Source organism: Variovorax sp. OV329 (assembly GCF_900114785.1).
Taxonomy (GTDB): Bacteria; Pseudomonadota; Gammaproteobacteria; order Burkholderiales; family Burkholderiaceae_C; genus Variovorax.
On the sequence record NZ_FOUG01000030.1, the window covers coordinates 1 to 15,729 of the forward strand.

Genomic DNA, 15,729 nt, shown 5'->3' on the forward strand with positions numbered 1-15,729 from the left:
GACTACCTGTTCAACATCCCGCAGGACGAGCGCGAACGCGCCAACCTGGGCAGGAAGGAGCCGCAGCGCCTGGACGCGATGCGCGCGGCCTGGGAGGCCTGGAACGGCACCATGCCACCCATCCCGGAAGACGCGACCGTGAGCCTTGGTTACTCCTTCAAGGACATGCCGCAACGCTAGGCGATCACTGCCCGCGCGGCGCCCTTTCCCGCCGACCGGCAACCGAGGACCGCTCCTACACGCCCGCGTGGCGTGCGGGCGCAGCATGGGGCCTTTCGCATGCTGTGAAGGAGACGACCATGCCCAGAGGCGACAAGTCGGCATATTCGGACAAGCAGAAGCGCAAGGCCGAGCACATCGAGGAAGGCTACGAGGACCGCGGGGTCGGAAAGAACGAGGCCGAGCGCCGCGCCTGGGCCACGGTGAACAAGGAAAGCGGCGGCGAGAAGAGCGGCTCGGGCCGCGGCAAGCCGGAGAACCACAGCGCCTCGCGCAAGGGCGGCCAGGTAGGCGGACGCGCGTCGGCGGCGCGCTCGGCGGCCGATCGCTCGGCCTCGGCCAAGAAGGCAGCTGCCACGCGCAAGCGAAACGCGGCCGCGCGTTCGCGCTCCCACTGAGACGCACGCATGGCGAGCAAGAAGAAACCTGGCACGCGCGCGGTCGTCGAAAAGCAGCGAACGATCCAGCGCGAGCAGGACGCCAAGGACCGCAGCAAGGCCAAGGGCAAGCCCCGGAAATCTCCGATGCAGGCCGGGCACCACGAGGAGCCGCGCAACCCCTTGCCGCAGCAGCACCTGCGCAAGCCCGGCATCGAGGCGGAGATGGAATTGCGTCCGCGCTTCCGTGCGCCCGACTACAGGGGCAGCGGCAAGTTGCAAGGCATGACGGCCCTCATTACCGGCGGCGATTCGGGCATCGGCCGCTCGGTGGCGGTGCTGTTCGCTCGCGAAGGCGCGGACGTGGCCATCGTCTACCTCGATGAGCACGAGGACGCGAAGGAGACGCACAAGCACGTCCAGAACGAAGGCCAGCGCTGCCTCCTCATTGCTGGCGACGTGCGCGACGCCGCCTTCTGCAGGAAGGCCGTGCAGAAGACCGTGAAGACCTTCGGCCGCCTGGACCTGCTGGTCAACAACGCAGCCTTCCAGATGCATGCAGCCGGCATCGAGGACCTGTCGGACGAACGCCTCGAACTCACGCTGCAGACCAATATCGGCGGCTACTTCCGCATGACCCGCGCCGCGCTGCCGCACCTGAAGGAGGGCGCCAGCATCATCAACACCGGCTCGGTCACCGGGCTGGAAGGCAGCGGCCACCTGCTGGACTATGCGTCCACCAAGGGCGCCATCCATGCATTCACCAAGTCGCTGGCCAGCAACCTGCTGCCCAAGGGCATCCGCGTGAATGCCGTGGCGCCCGGGCCGGTGTGGACGCCGCTCAATCCGGCGGACCAGCAGCCCGAGCAGATCGCGCACTTCGGCGAGAAGACCGACATGGGCCGTCCCGCGCAGCCCGAGGAACTGTCGCCCGCCTACGTGTTCCTGGCTGCGCCCTGCTGCTCGAGCTATATCACGGGTATCGTGCTGCCGGTGACCGGCAGCGTCGGCGCGATCTGACTCCCTTCCCGCAACAAGACTGGAGACTCGCATGTACGTAGATGGATTCGTCGTCCCGGTTCCGCGCAAGAACGTCGACGCCTACCGCGACATGGCGCTCAAGGCCGGCAAGGTCTGGCTGGAGCACGGCGCCCTGCAGTTTCGCGAGTGCATGGGCGACGACGTCAAGCCCGGCGAGCTCACCTCCTTTCCGCAGAGCGTGAAGCTCGAGGAGGGCGAGGTGGTTTTCTTCTCCTGGATCACCTACGAGTCGCGCGCCAAGCGCGACGAGGTCAACGACAAGGTCATGAAGGACCCGCGCATGAAGGAGATGATGGAGCCCAAGGACGCGCCTTTCGACACCAGGCGAATGATCTTCGGCGGCTTCGAGGTGGTGGTCGACCTGTGACGCCGCACGGCTGAACGCAGGCACGCGGAGCTGCTGCCGACCCGGCACAATGCCCGGGAGAAGAACTCGGAGCCCTCCGCCATGAAAAGACTTTGCGCGCCCTTCCTGATCGCAGCCTGCCTGGCCGTTCCCGGCCTGCCCGCCTGGGCCCAGGGCGCGGACCTGCTCTTCCTGAAGAACAGCCCGGCCTCGCGCTTCAACGCGGCTGATTTCCGGATGCTGCGCGCCACCGTCAACAAGGCGCTGGCCGGTCCGGCAGATGGTCCGGCGCTGGAATGGACCAACGACAAGACCGGCGCGGCCGGAACGGTCACCCCGGCCGGCGGCGATGATTCGGCCAGCGCCCGCCCCTGCCGCAGGTTGCGCATTGCCAACAGCTTCCGGAACATGCGCGACGAGGGCGTCTACAGCTTCTGCAGGGACAGCAGCACCGGCAAATGGGCGCTAAGGCCCTGAAGCCTGATCCGGGTAAACCCATATCCCCTCCTTTGGGGAAGACGCCCGCACGCGTCTGAGGCAAAAACGCGGGCGTCGCCGGCCCGCGTCTTCCCTCTGCCAACACGCACTGCGCCGATTCGACGTTTCCGCGCCCATCCGAGGCGAGCAACAAGAACAACGGAACAGGAAACCGATATGGCTTTTGCAGATGGATTCGTGGTCCCCCGACTGCTCCGGATGGGCGACGCCCACCGCACCCTGAGCAGCCCGCGGCGCCGGGACATCGAGGAAGAAGAGACCGCACCCGCTCTCATGCCCCTGGCCGACCAGGCCATGGCCGGGCTGGTGCGCCTGCTGGAAGCCGACCTCGGCATCGTGGTGCGCTTCGTCGCCGAGCCGGACATGGACCCCGCGCAGAGCAAGCCGGCCGGGGCCGGCATCGGCGCCCCCGTGCGGCTGGCCGACGGCCACATCATGGGCATGCTGTGCTTCTTCCATCCCCAGCCCGACGGCCAGCTGGACGAGCGCGACGTGCGGCGGCTGGACATGGCGGCCCGCCTGGCCGCGCGCCTGATCGATGGCGCCGATGCGCACGGCATTCCGTCCTGACACATCGCGACCAAACTCCCTCCTTCGAAAAAGCGGCGCCTCAGGCGCCGTTTTTTTCGTCCGCGCCAGGGAGGCATGACAATTGCATGCAGTCAATGTCAACATCCCAGGATCGATTTTGTCGACAATATGGCGCTAGCGCCTTGCCTGCCTGCCCTGCCATGACCGCATCCACCGAAATCGACTTCTCCGCCATCACCGCCTACCAGCGCTACAAGCTGATGGCCAGCCTGATCGTGCCGCGCCCGATCGCCCTGGTCACCACGCAGAGCGCCGAGGGCGTCATCAATGCGGCGCCCTTCAGCATGTTCAACATGCTGGGCGAGGACCCGCCCATCCTGATGATCAGCATCAACAAGCTGCAGGACGACCTGCTCAAGGACACCTCGGCCAACATCCTGGCCAGTGGCGAGTTCGTGGTGCACATCGCCGACGAGCCCATGGCCGAGCAGATGCACCGCTGCGGCGAGCGCCTGCCGGCCACCCACAGCGAGCTGGACGCGGTCGGCCTCACGCCGGCGCCCTCCCGCTCGGTGCGGCCGCCGCGCATCGCGCAGGCCCCGGTGGCCTTCGAATGCCGCCTCTCGGAGAAACTGGAGACGGCCAGCCGCCACATCTTCATCGGCGAGGTGCTGTGGCTGCATGCGCGCGAGGACCTGATCGACCTGGAGCGCTACCGGGTGCGGTTGCAGAACTACTTTCCGGTGGCGCGCTTCGGTGCCAGCTTCTACGTGCGCACGCGCGACCGCTTCTCCATGGAAGCGCCGCACGAGGTCAACGCCATCGATTCGCTGGGCTAAGCTCGGCGGATGACTCCTGCCGCTGCCGCCCCGTCGGCCATCCGCCGGGTGCGCCCGCCGGGCCACGAAGGCCTGGCCGACCTGCTGATCGAGAACGGGCGCATCGCCGCCCTGCTGCCCGCCGGCACTGCGCCGCCCGAACTGCCCACGCTGGCCGACGGCGAAGGCCGCCTGATGCTGCTGCCGGCGCTGGTGGAATCGCACATCCACTTCGACAAGACCCTGTGGGGCGCGCCCTGGCGGCCCAACAGTTCGGGCCCCACGCGCAACCACCGCATCGCCAACGAGCAGGCGGTGCTCAAGGACTTCCCGCTCTCGCTGGCCGAGCGCGCTGGCCCGCTCATCGAGCATTGCGTGGCGCGCGGCTCGCTGCACTTTCGCAGCCACGTCGACGTGCAGCCGGCCTTCGGCATCGCGCGCATCGAGGAGATGCTGGCCCTGCGCCAGCGCTATGCGCACCTGGTGGACATGCAGCTGGTGGCCTTCCCGCAGGCCGGCCTGATCACCGCGCCCGGCACCGCCGACCTGATGGAGCACGCGCTGGCCCTGGGCCTGGAGGTGGTGGGCGGCATCGATCCGTCGGGCATCGACCACAACCCGGTGCGGCACCTGGAAGCCGTGTTCGACCTGGCCGTGCGCTTCGGCCGCGGCATCGACATTCACCTGCACGACGGCGGCGAGCTGGGACGCTTCGAGATCGAACGCATCGCCGACATGACCGAGGCGCACGGCCTGGCCGGCCGGGTCGTCATCAGCCACGCCTACGCGCTGGGCGCCTTCGCCCCGGCCGAGCTGTACCCGCTGGCCGACCGGCTGGCGCGGGCGGGCATCTCCATCATGAGCTGCGCGCCCTCGCACTTCATGGCGCCGCCGCTGGCCATGCTGCGCAGCCGCGGCGTGAACGTGTGCTCCGGCTCGGACAACGTGCGTGACACCTGGTCGCCCATGGGCAACGGCGACATGCTGGACCGCGCGCGCCTCATCGCCATGCGCTTCGGCTGGAGCAAGGACGAGCAGCTGGCCGATGCCTTCGACATCGTCACCCACGGCGGCGCCAAGGCCCTCGGCCTGGGCGAGCGCTACGGCATCGCGCCGGGATGCGACGCCGACCTGCTGCTGCTGCCGGCCGAGAGCATCGCCCACGCGGTGGTGAGCTGCCCGCTGGAGCGCACCGTGATCCGACGTGGGCGCGTGGTGGCGCGCGACGGGGTGCTGATCGCGGACGCAGCCCTCGCCTGAGACTCAGGTCCGGCCCGCACGGCTGGCCGCTTCGGGCAAGGGCGCGGTTCAGGCAGCGGCTGGATGAAGACGCGTCCAGGCCGCCAGCAGCACGACGGCTGCCAGCACCCAGGCCACCGTCGCCAGGCCCAGCGTGCCGGCCAGCGAGTAGCGCACGCTCAGCCAGTACACCGCGAGCAGGTACACCGCATACGGAATCAGCGACCACAGCCCGAAGAGCGCGGTGGTGCGCAGGTCGGCCACCGATCGCTCGCTGCCCACGATGTAGTGGGCGATCAGCGCGAAGGTCGGAAAGAGCGGCACCAGGCCGGCGATGAAGAAGTTGCGCGTCCTGGACAAGAGCGCAATCAGCAGCACAGCCAACGCGCCCAGCAGGCACTTGAGAAACAGCGAAGTCATGCACCCGCCCCCTTGGGCGCCGCGGGTGGCGCGCCTTCGCGCAGCACGTCGTAGCGCAGCTCGGCCATGCCCGGCCCGAAGCGCCGCACCTGCGTGAGCTCCAGCCGGCGCGGCAGCGCGATGCGGCGCGGCAGCAGCGGCGCGCCGCTGCCCAGGGTGACGGAGCCGACCTGCACGATGATCTCGTCCAGCAGGCCCGCGTCGAAGAACTGCCCGACCAGTTCGCCGCCGCCCACCAGCCAGATGTTCCTGCCGCTGCCCTGCAGCGCGCCGCGCATCGCCTCGTGCACCGGGCGCACGTCACCCTGCACGAAGCGGATGTCGGCGTCCGGCACCGCCTCGCGCTTTCTGCTGCTGAACACCCAGGTGGGCTGCGCGTAGGGCCAGGGCGAGCCGCCGCCGGGCGCATGGATCACGTGGCGCAGCATCCACTCGTAAGTGGACGAACCCATGGCCAGGGCACCCACGCCCTCCATGAACTGCGGCAGGCTGGTGTCCTGGATGTCGACCAGCGGGAACAGCCATTCCAGGGAATGGTCCTCGGTGGCCAGGAAGCCGTCCAGGCTCGCGGCGGTGTAGTACTGGGTGCGCATCCGGGGCAGTTTAGAGAATCGGAACGCCGCTGCCGAGCCCCGTATAGTTCCGGGCTGTCCCTCACCGCCCAGACCGCTTTTTTCTCCCCGTATGACTTCCGCCGCCGCCCTGGACCTGAGTGCGCACACGCCCATGATGCAGCAGTACCTGCAGCTCAAGGCCGACTTCCCCGAGACGCTCCTCTTCTACCGGATGGGCGACTTCTACGAGCTCTTCTACGCCGATGCGGAGAAGGCGGTGCGCCTGCTGGACATCACGCTCACCCAGCGCGGCCAGTCGGCCGGCGCGCCGGTGGTGATGGCCGGCGTGCCCTTCCACGCGGTCGACGCCTACCTCTCGCGCCTGATCAAGCTGGGCGAGTCGGTGGCCATCTGCGAGCAGGTGGGCGAGGTGGGCGCCAGCAAGGGCCCGGTGGAGCGCAAGGTAGTGCGCGTGGTCACGCCCGGCACGCTGACCGAGGCCGAACTGCTCAGCGACAAGACCGACTCGCTGCTGCTGGCCGTCCACGCCAGCGCCCGCAACACCTGCGGCGCGGCCTGGCTCAGCGTTACCGGCGCGCAGATGCACCTGGCCGAATTCGAGGCCGACGAGCTGGAGGCCTGGCTGGCGCGCATCGGCCCCAGCGAGCTGATCTACAGCGCCGAGGTCACGCCAGCCTTCGAGCAGCGGCTGAAGGACGCCCGCAGCGCCGCTGCGTACACGCTCACCGTGCGGCCGGCCTGGCAGTTCGACGGCGGCCTGGGCGAGCGCCGCCTGTCCGAACTCATGGGCGCCGCCACGCTGTCGGCCTGGAACGCGCAGGCGCTCACGCAGGCGCAGGCCGCCGCCTCCGCGCTGCTGGGCTACGCGGAGCACACGCAGGGCCGCGCCCTGTCGCACGTGCAGCGCCTGGTGGTGGAGCAGGACGACGAGTTCATCGACCTGCCCGCCACGACGCGCCGCAACCTGGAGCTGGTGCAGACGCTGCGCGGCGAAGCCGCGCCCACCCTCTTCTCGCTGCTGGACACCTGCATGAGCGGCATGGGCAGCCGCATGCTTCGCCGCTGGCTGCTGACGCCGCGGCGCGAGCGCACGGCGGCGCGCGAGCGCCTCGATGCCATCGCCGCCCTGGGCCGTCCCGATGCAAGCACCGCCCTGCCGCAATGGCGCGGCCTGCGCGAGCAGCTCAAGGCCACCAGCGACGTGGAGCGCATCGCCGCCCGCATCGCGCTGCGCCAGGTCAAGCCGCGCGAGCTGGTGGCGCTGGGCCTGGCGCTGCAAAAGGCTCGCCAGCTCGCGCCGGTGCTGCCGCGCGGCACGCCGCTGCTGGAGCGCATTGCGCAGGAGCTGTCGCCGCCCGAGGGCTGCGCCGAACTGCTGGTGCGCGCGCTCAGGGCCGAGCCCTCGGCCCTGGTGCGCGACGGCGGCGTGATCGCCGAAGGCTTCGATGCCGACCTGGACGAGTTGCGCGCCATCGGCGAGAACTGCGACGCCTTCCTGCTGGAACTGGAAGTGCGCGAGCGCGAGCGCACCGGCATCGCCAACCTGCGGGTGCAGTTCAACCGGGTGCATGGCTTCTACATCGAGGTGACGCAAAGCGCCCTATCCAGGGTGCCCGACGACTACCGCCGCCGCCAGACGCTGAAGAACGCCGAGCGTTTCATCACGCCCGAGCTCAAGACCTTCGAGGACAAGGCCCTGTCAGCGCAGGACCGCGCCCTGGCGCGCGAGAAATGGCTCTACGAGCAGCTGCTCGACGCGCTGCAGCCCTACGTGCAGCCGCTCACCAGCGTGGCTTTCGCGCTGGCCTCGCTGGATGCGCTGTGCGCCCTGGCCGAGCGCGCCCACACGCTGAACTGGAACGCGCCCGAATTCGTGGCGCACCCTTGCATCGAGATCCTGCAGGGTCGCCACCCGGTGGTGGAGGCGCGGCTGGCGGAGAAGTCGGCCGGCAGCTTCATCGCCAACGACACCCGCCTGGGTCCGCAGCAGCGCATGCAGGTCATCACCGGGCCCAACATGGGCGGCAAGTCCACCTACATGCGGCAGATCGCCATCATCGTGCTGCTGGCCTCGATGGGCTCCTGCGTGCCGGCCACCGCCTGCAGGCTGGGCCCCATCGACGCGATCCACACCCGCATCGGCGCGGCCGACGACCTGGCGAATGCACAGTCCACCTTCATGCTGGAAATGACCGAGGCGGCGCAGATCCTGCACGGCGCCACCGCGCAGTCCCTGGTGCTCATGGACGAGATCGGCCGCGGCACCAGCACCTTCGACGGCCTGGCGCTGGCGGCCGGCATCGCCGCGCACCTGCACGACCGCTCGCGCGCCTTCACGCTCTTCGCCACCCACTACTTCGAGCTGACCGAATTCCCGGCCAGCCACCACCAGGCGGTGAACATGCACGTGAGCGCGACCGAGGCGGGCCGCGACATCGTCTTCCTGCACGAGATGCACCCCGGCCCCGCCAGCCGCAGCTACGGCATCCAGGTGGCGCGCCTGGCCGGCATGCCGGCGGCCGTGGTCAACCATGCGCAGAAGGCGCTGGGCGCGCTGGAGGCCCAGCAGAGCGAGACGCGGGCGCAGGTGGACCTGTTCGCGCCCCCGCCCGCCGAGGAGGCCCGGGCCCCCAGCGCCGTAGAATCGGCCCTGGCCGCGCTCGACCCCGATGCGATGAGCCCCAGGGAGGCGCTGGACGCGCTCTACGCCTTGCAGAAGTTGCGCCGGCGCGAACTACAGTGAAGACACCGGCCCAGAACCCACTCCAACAACCCGCCAGCCCCATGACGTACTGCGTAGGCATCAAACTCAACGCCGGACTGGTGTTTCTCTCGGACTCGCGTACCAACGCGGGGGTGGACCACATCAGCACCTTCCGCAAGATGATCGTGTACGAGCAGCCGGGCGAGCGCTTCATGGTGCTGCTGTCGGCCGGCAACCTGAGCATCTCGCAGTCGGTGCGCGAGATCCTGCAGATCGAGGAGCTGCGCGAGACCGAGGACAGCCCGCCCATCACCATCTGGAACGCCCCCAGCATGTTCGACGCGGCCCGGGTGCTGGGCTCGGCGGTGCGCCACGTGTACGAGCGCGACGCGGCCTCGCTCAAGCAGGCGGGGCTGGATTTCAACGTCTCCTTCATCTTCGGCGGCCAGGTCAAGGGCGAGGGCATGCGCCTGTTCATGGTCTATTCGGCCGGCAATTTCATCGAGGCCACCACCGAGACGCCCTACTTCCAGGTGGGCGAATCGAAATACGGCAAGCCGGTGCTCGACCGCGTGCTCACGCCCGACACCCCGCTGGACGAAGCGGCCAAGTGCGCGCTGGTGTCCATGGACTCGACCATGAAGTCGAACCTCTCGGTGGGCCTGCCGCTGGACCTGGTGGTGTACGAGGCCAACCAGCTCTCGACCGACCGCGTGATCTGCATCGACGCAGAGAACCCCTACTACCGCATGCTGCACAACAGCTGGGGCCAGAAGCTGCGCGAGGTGTTCGACAGCATCGAGGACCCGGTGTGGGACGGCGGCTTCACGCAGCACCCGCTGCGCATGCCGGCGACGCGCCACGGCGCGTTGAAGAAGATCTCGACGCCGGACGAGAAATTGATCTGAACGGAGGACAACACGGCGCTTTGCGCCGTGTCCTTCTATTTTTATGCCCCCAATCGTCTTCTCGCACGGGAACAGCTTCCCGGCGAGCACCTATCGCGTGATGCTCGACAGCCTGCGCAACCGCGGCTTCGACGTGGACGCCATCGAGAAGTTCGGGCACGACCCGAAGTACCCCGTCACCGACAACTGGCCCCACCTGGTGCAGCAGTTGGCCGACTTCGCGCGCGAGCGGGTGGAGTTCGCCGGTGGGCCGGTGTTCCTGGTGGGCCACTCGCTGGGCGGCTTCCTCAGCCTGATGTGCGCGGCGCGCCATCCGGAGCTGGCGCGCGGCGTGGTGCTGATCGACTCGCCCATCCTGGGCGGCTGGCGCGCCGGCGCGCTGGAGCTGGCCAAGCGCACCCCGCTCATGAAGAGCGTCTCGCCCGGCGCCATCAGCCGAAAGCGAAAGAACCAGTGGGAGCACCGCGACGCGGTGTTCGAGCACTTCCGCAGCAAGAAGGCCTTCGCCAAGTGGGACGAGCGGGTGCTGCGCGACTACATCGAGCACGGCACCTTCGACGCCGAGGATTCGCGCCAGCTGAGCTTCGACCGCGACGTCGAGACCACCATCTACGACACGCTGCCGCACAACCTGAGCGGCCTGCTGCGCAAGCATCCGCTCAAGTGCAAGGCGGCCTTCATCGGCGGGCGCCATTCGGTGGAGATGAAGCGCGTGGGCCTGGCAATGACCGAGCAGGTCACGAAGGGCCGCATGACCATGCTCGACGGCACGCACCTCTTTCCCATGGAAAAGCCCATCACGACGGCGGCGGCCGTCGAGGCCTCGCTGCGCAACCTGCTGTAGGCCGTGCGCACCGGCCATGGCCAGGCGCGGCCGCGCATGGAGACCCTGTAACCAGCAGGCCTCAGGCGACGAACTAGATTGCGCACCACCCGCAACGTTTTTTGCCGGAGCCCGCCATGAAAGCATCCACCCTCAAGATCGGTTCGCGCTGGGCGGCCGTCGCCCTGTTCGCCGGTCTGGCCGCCTGGGCCTTCCACGGCGGTGGCCCGGCCTTCGCCGCAGGCGGCTCGGGCAAGGCTGTCGTCATTCCGGCGCCGGCCGACGACAAGGGCAATGCCCCGGCCAGCGCCAGCGGCACCGAGACCGCCGTGCTGGCCGGTGGGTGCTTCTGGGGCGTGCAGGCCGTGTACCAGCACGTGGAGGGAGTGACCCGTGCCACTTCGGGCTACGCAGGCGGCGACTCGAAGAGCGCCACCTATCCGATCGTGAGCGCCGGCGTGACATCCCATGCCGAAGCGGTACGCATCGAGTTCGACCCCAGGCGCATCAGCTACGGGCGCATCCTGCAGATCTACTTCTCGGTGGCCCACGACCCCACGGAGCTGGACCGCCAGGGGCCGGACGTGGGGACGCAATACCGCTCGACCATCTTCGCGCAGTCGCCCGAGCAGGCGAGCGCGGCGCGCAGCTACATCGCGCAGCTGGGCGGCGCGGCCGCCTTCGGCGCCCCCATCGTCACCACCATCGAGCAAGGCAAGGCCTTCTATCCGGCGGAGGCCTATCACCAGGACTACCTGGTGCGGCATCCGACGCAGCCCTACATCGTCTACAACGACCTGCCGAAGATCGAGGCGCTGAAGAAGCAGTTTCCGCAGCTGTACCGGACGGAACCGGTGCTGGTCGGAAGCGCGCCCTAGCGCCCCGTCTTCAGAAGGCCATCACTCCCTGTAGGACCACAGGTCCAGCGCCTGAGAACCGTTGTCGGCCACCAGCCTGAAGCGCGCAGGCGTGTAGTCGCTGTCGATCACCAGCGCGCCGTTGCTGCTGGAAGGCAATCCTGCGCAGGCCGCGCTCGCGTTCAGCGTGAGCTTGAGCGTGGACGGCAGCTTGCCTTCGCCCACCTGCCCGCTGAGTTTGCAGCCGCCGTCGCCCGCCGTGATCGATCCGCCAGCCGCCAGCGCGAAGCGAACGGCGGAGCCATCGCCCAGCGCCGCCACGTAGTTGCCGGCCAGCTGCGCCAGGTCCACGGCCTGAGCAGGCAGGGCGTCGCCGCGCAGCAGCGTGAGCTGAACATCGGCGCTTGCAGCCGGCACCGCCACCCAGGTCGACGCGCCGGGGTCTCGGCGGTACAGGGTGCCCAGCCTGTCGTCGGCCTTGGCCAGCAGAAGCAGGCGGCTGCCGTCGTCGCCGGCGTAGTACTTGCCCACCGTGGGTGCGTTGGCATCGCCCACGCTCACGGTGTAGCTGCCTGTGGAAAGGTCCTGCACCGACACCTTGGGCGCGGTGGCCGCGGGCGTGCGGCCGTCGCCTGCATTGCCGTCGTGTCCGCCGCCGCATCCGAAGAGCATCAGCGCGATGGCCGCGAGCGCGGCCCCTGTGACGAGGGAATTGCTCATGCGCCCCCCGTTCACTGCGCGAACAGGTCGGACAGGCGCAGGCGCAGCCACTGCTGGCCGGCCGGGCGGTATTCGAAGCCCACCTGCATGGCGGTCACCGACACCCTGGTCTGCGAGACCACCGACTCGTCCTCGGCCTGGTCGGCGTTCGGGCGCTGGGTGTTCAGGCTGATGCCCAGGCCATAGGGCACGGCGTTGTTGAACTTGAGCGCGTAGGCGTCGAAGCTGCCCACCCGCGAGAAGGCGAACTTCAGGTCGGCGGTGGGCTTGTTCGGGAAGTTGACGTTGAGCGCCAGGCCGGCGGGCAGCAGCGCACCGCCGACGGCCTTGGCCTGCAGCGACTTGAGCAGGTCCACGCTCAGCTTGCCGACCACGGCCGAGTACGGATTGGCCAGGCCGGCGTTGTCGGTGGTGTCGGAGCCGGCGCTCAGCGCGATGGCCGGAATGTTGCGGCTGGCCGCGGTCTGTGCGTTGCCCACGGTGCCCGAGCTGTTGATGATCTTGCCCAGGTTCTGGCCTTCGTTCGGGCCCGAGAGCACCACGTCGGGCGCCTTGCCCCAGCGGGCCTGGCCCACCACGTCCAGGCCGTAGAGCGTCGCCATGACCGGCGTGCCGTGCACGTAGTAGAAGTCGCCGTTGGTGTAGCCGGCCTTGGTGAAGGGGCCCACTGCCGGCGCGCCCGCAGGCGCGGCGCCGTTGTGGCAGCCGCCCTCTGCCTCGACCTGCGTCTTGTCGTTGTCCGGGACGATGACGCTGGTGCTGTACATCACGATGGCCGCGCCGCGGCCGCTCTGGCCGGTGCAGGGCACCGACACCACGACGTCGTGGCCGGCAGCCTTGACCGCGTCGTACAGCGCCTTGAGATTGCTGGTGAGGCCGTCGTCGTTGGTGATGAGGACGTTGAGGGCGAAGGCCGGACTGAGGCCGCCGCCCAGCAGCGCGAGAGCTGCGAGCTTCTTCTTGAATTTCATGCTGTGCTTCCCTGATTGCAATGAACAAAGGCACGCGCCCGTCTGCGAGGCAGAACGAGCGCGTGCCCGGGAAGTTTCAACAGGGTTCGTGACAGCGGCGTGTCGTGCGCGCCTGCAGTGCAACGCAGGCGACAGGGGCGGTGACCCGATCAGGAAAGCGCGGGGCCCGGATCACTCCACCCACGTCACGGCACCGCTCCACGCGGTGGCCAGCACGACGATGCCGAACACGATGCGGTACCAGGCAAAGGGGATGAAGTTGTGCGTGGAGATGTAGCGCAGCAGCCAGCGCACGCAGAACCAGGCGCTGATGAAGGAGAAGACCAGCCCCACGCCGAACAGCGGCAGGTCCGCCATGGACAGCATCGCGCGCTCCTTGTAGAGGCTGTAGACGCCGGCACCGATCAGGGTGGGCATGGCCAGGAAGAAGGAGAACTCGGTGGCCGCCTTGCGCGACAGCCCCAGCAGCATGCCGCCGATGATGGTGGCGCCCGAACGGCTGGTGCCCGGCACCATCGCCAGGCACTGCACCAGGCCGACCTTGAGCGCGTCCCAGATCGTCATGTCGTCGACGTTCTCCACACGGACCGAGCCGGGCGGGCGCTTCTCGGCCCACAGGATCACGAAGCCGCCGACGATGAAGGTGGAAGCCACCACGGCCGGGGTGAACAGATGCGCCTGGATCGCCTTGCCGAAGGCCAGGCCCAGCACCACGGCGGGCAGGAAGGCGACGAAAACGTTGAGCGCGAAGCGCTGCGCCTTGGGTTGGCGGGGCAGCGCCACCAGCGTCGAGTGGATCTTCTGCCAATAGACGAGGATCACCGCGAAGATCGCGCCGGTCTGGATCGCGATGTCGAAGACCTTGGCCTTGTTGTCGTCGAAGCCGAGCAGCGAGCCCACCAGGATCAAGTGGCCGGTGGACGAGATGGGGAGGAATTCGGTGAGCCCCTCCACGATGCCCATGACGGCGGCCTTCGCCAGCAAAACCAGATCCAACGTGCGCTCCTAGGTCGATAAGAGCCAGGATTATCGCCAGCGTCTGTGCATTGCCCTGAACAGGCGGCAGCGGCACCGGCCGCAGGGCCGCATCGATCGCGTCACTGCAGCCCTCAGCGGGACTTGCTCAGCAGCGTCGGCACCAGGTAGCCGTTGCGGTAGACGCTGTCGATCTCGCCGCCCTGGACCAGGTCGTTGGGTCGTGCGGTCACGAACTTGGCATCGGGGGTCTTGTAGACCACGATGGTGCAAGCCGAGAACTTACTCAGCGTTCTTGCAACGCCGGTTGCCTGGAGGACGGTGGGATAAGTGTTCATGGTTGCATCGAAATGTAAACTTAAAGTATTGCCCACGGATGGGCAATTAATACCAAGGGCTGCGTCCCGTGAAAAATTCCACACGCATGTCGCAAGGCCGTCACAAGGGCGATCCGGGCATCGCCCGCATCTTGCGCGAAGGCCGGCGCGCGGTGGCCTTCACCTACACGCTGACGCTGGTGGAGAACGCCTGCGCCCTGGCCTACCCCGCCCTCACCGGCCTGGCGGTGGACGGCCTGGTCAAGCGCGATTTTCGCTACCTCGGCATGCTGGTCGCGGTGTGGCTGCTGCACCTGGTGATCTCCTTCGGCCGCCAGCGCTACGACACCCGCGTCTTCATGGGCCTGAACGCGAAGATCGCCTCGCACATGGTGGCGCAGCAACATGAACTGGGCCACGGCACCAGCACCGTGTCGGCGCGCGTGGAGATGGTGCGGGACATCGTCGGCTTCTTCGAGACCGAGGTGCCCGACATGTTCCGCCACGCGGTGACCATCGTGGGCTCGCTGGCGATGCTCTTCACCTACGACACGGACGCGGGCCTCATCGCGCTCGTGGTGCTCTTGCCCATGGGACTGGTCAACGCCTGGTACTGGCGCAAGGCGCTGCGGCTCAACCAGGGCATCAACAACCAGATGGAGCGCGAGGTGGACGACATCGAGTCGCTGCGGCCCTTCCGCGTGCGCCGCCATTTCTGGCTGATGCGGCGCTGGCGGGTGATGCTGTCGGATGCGGAGTCGTGGACCTGGGCGCTCACGGAGTTGTGCACCATCGCCGCGCTGGTTTTCATCCTGATCGACTTCACGCAGTCGCCCGCCTTCACGGCCGGCGCCATTTACGCGGTGCTGGCCTATGTGTACGACTACCTGGAGAGCCTCAACCACGTGCCCACGCTGGTGAACAACCTGGCGCGGCTGAAGGACGTGCGAACGCGGCTTTGAAAGCGTTCAGTGCGGCAGCTGCGGTCGCTCGCCACCGTGCTCGCCGCCCGCCTGGAACAGGGCCTGCAGCTCTGGCACCAGCGTCAGCAGGCGCCGGGTGAGCCAGTACAGCTGTGCGGCGTCGATCGGGTCAGGCATCCGCAAGGCATGGACCAGCCGCTGCGGCCGCCCGTCCAGCGGCAGCGCCACCAGCGGATCGAGCAGTTCGGCCAGGTGCTCGCGCACCGCGTGGTCGACCAGGTCATGGGCGTCCAGGCGCTGCCAGATCGCCCGCACCACACGCTCACAGAACTCGGCATCCGGGGGCGACGCGAGGTGCGCACCCATCTCGCCGCCTGCCGGCAGGCCCGGCTTCGCCATTGCAGTGGGAGTACGCACGGAGCCACTCCTTGTCGTTGTAAACGAAGGAATAGTTTAGTACTACCGGA

General features: G+C 68.4%; 19 protein-coding genes and 1 pseudogene. 13 read left to right on the plus strand and 7 right to left on the minus strand.

The annotated features are described in order from the left end of the window. The 8 genes and pseudogenes from BM345_RS28310 to BM345_RS28345 all read left to right on the plus strand — a co-directional run. Positions 1 to 180, plus strand: a pseudogene (locus BM345_RS28310) (twin-arginine translocation pathway signal protein); the annotation flags it as partial. A gap of 119 nt (positions 181 to 299) precedes the next feature. Then, the gene (locus BM345_RS28315) at positions 300 to 617 is read left to right on the plus strand and encodes a plasmid stabilization protein (RefSeq protein ID WP_093386850.1); all 318 of its coding nucleotides are present in this window, start codon (positions 300 to 302) and stop codon (positions 615 to 617) included. Positions 618 to 626: 9 nt separating this feature from the next. Beyond that, positions 627 to 1,616, plus strand: a complete 990-nt coding sequence (locus BM345_RS28320) for an SDR family oxidoreductase (RefSeq protein WP_093386852.1) — start codon at positions 627 to 629, stop codon at positions 1,614 to 1,616. A gap of 31 nt (positions 1,617 to 1,647) precedes the next feature. Continuing rightward, positions 1,648 to 2,004 carry a DUF1428 domain-containing protein gene (locus tag BM345_RS28325; protein WP_093386855.1) on the plus strand — a complete coding sequence of 119 codons (357 nt, stop codon included), beginning with the start codon at positions 1,648 to 1,650 and terminating at the stop codon, positions 2,002 to 2,004. Between the two features lie 81 nt (positions 2,005 to 2,085). Then, entirely contained in the window at positions 2,086 to 2,460 is a 375-nt protein-coding gene (locus tag BM345_RS28330) for an RT0821/Lpp0805 family surface protein (RefSeq protein WP_093386857.1), read from the plus strand. A 177-nt stretch (positions 2,461 to 2,637) separates the two neighbouring features. Continuing rightward, a complete protein-coding gene (locus BM345_RS28335) occupies positions 2,638 to 3,051 on the plus strand; it encodes a GAF domain-containing protein (RefSeq protein ID WP_139237660.1) in 414 nt (137 codons plus the stop codon). 161 nt (positions 3,052 to 3,212) lie between these two features. Beyond that, positions 3,213 to 3,851, plus strand: a complete 639-nt coding sequence (locus tag BM345_RS28340; RefSeq protein ID WP_093386863.1) for a flavin reductase family protein — start codon at positions 3,213 to 3,215, stop codon at positions 3,849 to 3,851. A gap of 9 nt (positions 3,852 to 3,860) precedes the next feature. Beyond that, a complete protein-coding gene (locus tag BM345_RS28345) occupies positions 3,861 to 5,090 on the plus strand; it encodes an amidohydrolase family protein (RefSeq protein WP_093386866.1) in 1,230 nt (409 codons plus the stop codon). Positions 5,091 to 5,138: 48 nt separating this feature from the next. On the opposite strand, the gene BM345_RS28350 is transcribed toward BM345_RS28345, so the two are convergent. Both BM345_RS28350 and BM345_RS28355 read right to left on the minus strand, forming a co-directional pair. Continuing rightward, a complete protein-coding gene (locus BM345_RS28350) occupies positions 5,139 to 5,489 on the minus strand; it encodes a GlpM family protein (RefSeq protein WP_093386869.1) in 351 nt (116 codons plus the stop codon). Continuing rightward, positions 5,486 to 6,082, minus strand: a complete 597-nt coding sequence (locus tag BM345_RS28355) for a dihydrofolate reductase family protein (RefSeq protein WP_093386872.1) — start codon at positions 6,080 to 6,082, stop codon at positions 5,486 to 5,488. The genes BM345_RS28350 and BM345_RS28355 overlap by 4 nt, the downstream gene beginning before the upstream one ends. 91 nt (positions 6,083 to 6,173) lie before the next feature. On the opposite strand from BM345_RS28355, the gene mutS reads away from it, so the two are divergent. The 4 genes from mutS to msrA all read left to right on the plus strand — a co-directional run bounded on the left by mutS (position 6,174) and on the right by msrA (position 11,377). Continuing rightward, a complete protein-coding gene (gene mutS / locus BM345_RS28360; RefSeq protein ID WP_093386874.1) occupies positions 6,174 to 8,807 on the plus strand; it encodes a DNA mismatch repair protein MutS in 2,634 nt (877 codons plus the stop codon). Between the two features lie 41 nt (positions 8,808 to 8,848). Beyond that, on the plus strand, positions 8,849 to 9,676 hold the full coding sequence (locus BM345_RS28365) for a proteasome-type protease (RefSeq protein ID WP_093386877.1): 828 nt from the start codon (positions 8,849 to 8,851) through the stop codon (positions 9,674 to 9,676). Between the two features lie 43 nt (positions 9,677 to 9,719). Next, complete coding sequence (locus BM345_RS28370) at positions 9,720 to 10,520, plus strand: alpha/beta fold hydrolase (RefSeq protein WP_093386879.1); 801 nt, start codon at positions 9,720 to 9,722, stop codon at positions 10,518 to 10,520. Positions 10,521 to 10,636: 116 nt separating this feature from the next. Then, positions 10,637 to 11,377 carry a peptide-methionine (S)-S-oxide reductase MsrA gene (gene msrA, locus BM345_RS28375; protein WP_093386882.1) on the plus strand — a complete coding sequence of 247 codons (741 nt, stop codon included), beginning with the start codon at positions 10,637 to 10,639 and terminating at the stop codon, positions 11,375 to 11,377. 21 nt (positions 11,378 to 11,398) lie between these two features. Here msrA and BM345_RS28380 read toward each other — a convergent pair whose 3' ends face one another. From BM345_RS28380 to BM345_RS29985, 4 genes are all read right to left on the minus strand, one after another. Continuing rightward, complete coding sequence (locus BM345_RS28380) at positions 11,399 to 12,076, minus strand: hypothetical protein (protein ID WP_093386884.1); 678 nt, start codon at positions 12,074 to 12,076, stop codon at positions 11,399 to 11,401. Positions 12,077 to 12,087: 11 nt separating this feature from the next. Continuing rightward, entirely contained in the window at positions 12,088 to 13,047 is a 960-nt protein-coding gene (gene surE, locus BM345_RS28385; protein WP_093386887.1) for a 5'/3'-nucleotidase SurE, read from the minus strand. 171 nt (positions 13,048 to 13,218) lie between these two features. Continuing rightward, positions 13,219 to 14,043 carry an undecaprenyl-diphosphate phosphatase gene (locus BM345_RS28390; protein ID WP_093386889.1) on the minus strand — a complete coding sequence of 275 codons (825 nt, stop codon included), beginning with the start codon at positions 14,041 to 14,043 and terminating at the stop codon, positions 13,219 to 13,221. 113 nt (positions 14,044 to 14,156) lie between these two features. Beyond that, on the minus strand, positions 14,157 to 14,360 hold the full coding sequence (locus BM345_RS29985) for a hypothetical protein (protein ID WP_139237661.1): 204 nt from the start codon (positions 14,358 to 14,360) through the stop codon (positions 14,157 to 14,159). Positions 14,361 to 14,446: 86 nt separating this feature from the next. Between BM345_RS29985 and BM345_RS28395 the strand changes: the two genes are divergently transcribed. Continuing rightward, positions 14,447 to 15,301 carry an ABC transporter six-transmembrane domain-containing protein gene (locus BM345_RS28395; protein WP_093386892.1) on the plus strand — a complete coding sequence of 285 codons (855 nt, stop codon included), beginning with the start codon at positions 14,447 to 14,449 and terminating at the stop codon, positions 15,299 to 15,301. A gap of 6 nt (positions 15,302 to 15,307) precedes the next feature. Here the strand turns inward: BM345_RS28395 and BM345_RS28400 are convergent, their stop codons facing one another. Beyond that, the gene (locus BM345_RS28400; RefSeq protein WP_139237662.1) at positions 15,308 to 15,679 is read right to left on the minus strand and encodes a hypothetical protein; all 372 of its coding nucleotides are present in this window, start codon (positions 15,677 to 15,679) and stop codon (positions 15,308 to 15,310) included. Between the last annotated feature and the right edge of the window lie 50 nt (positions 15,680 to 15,729).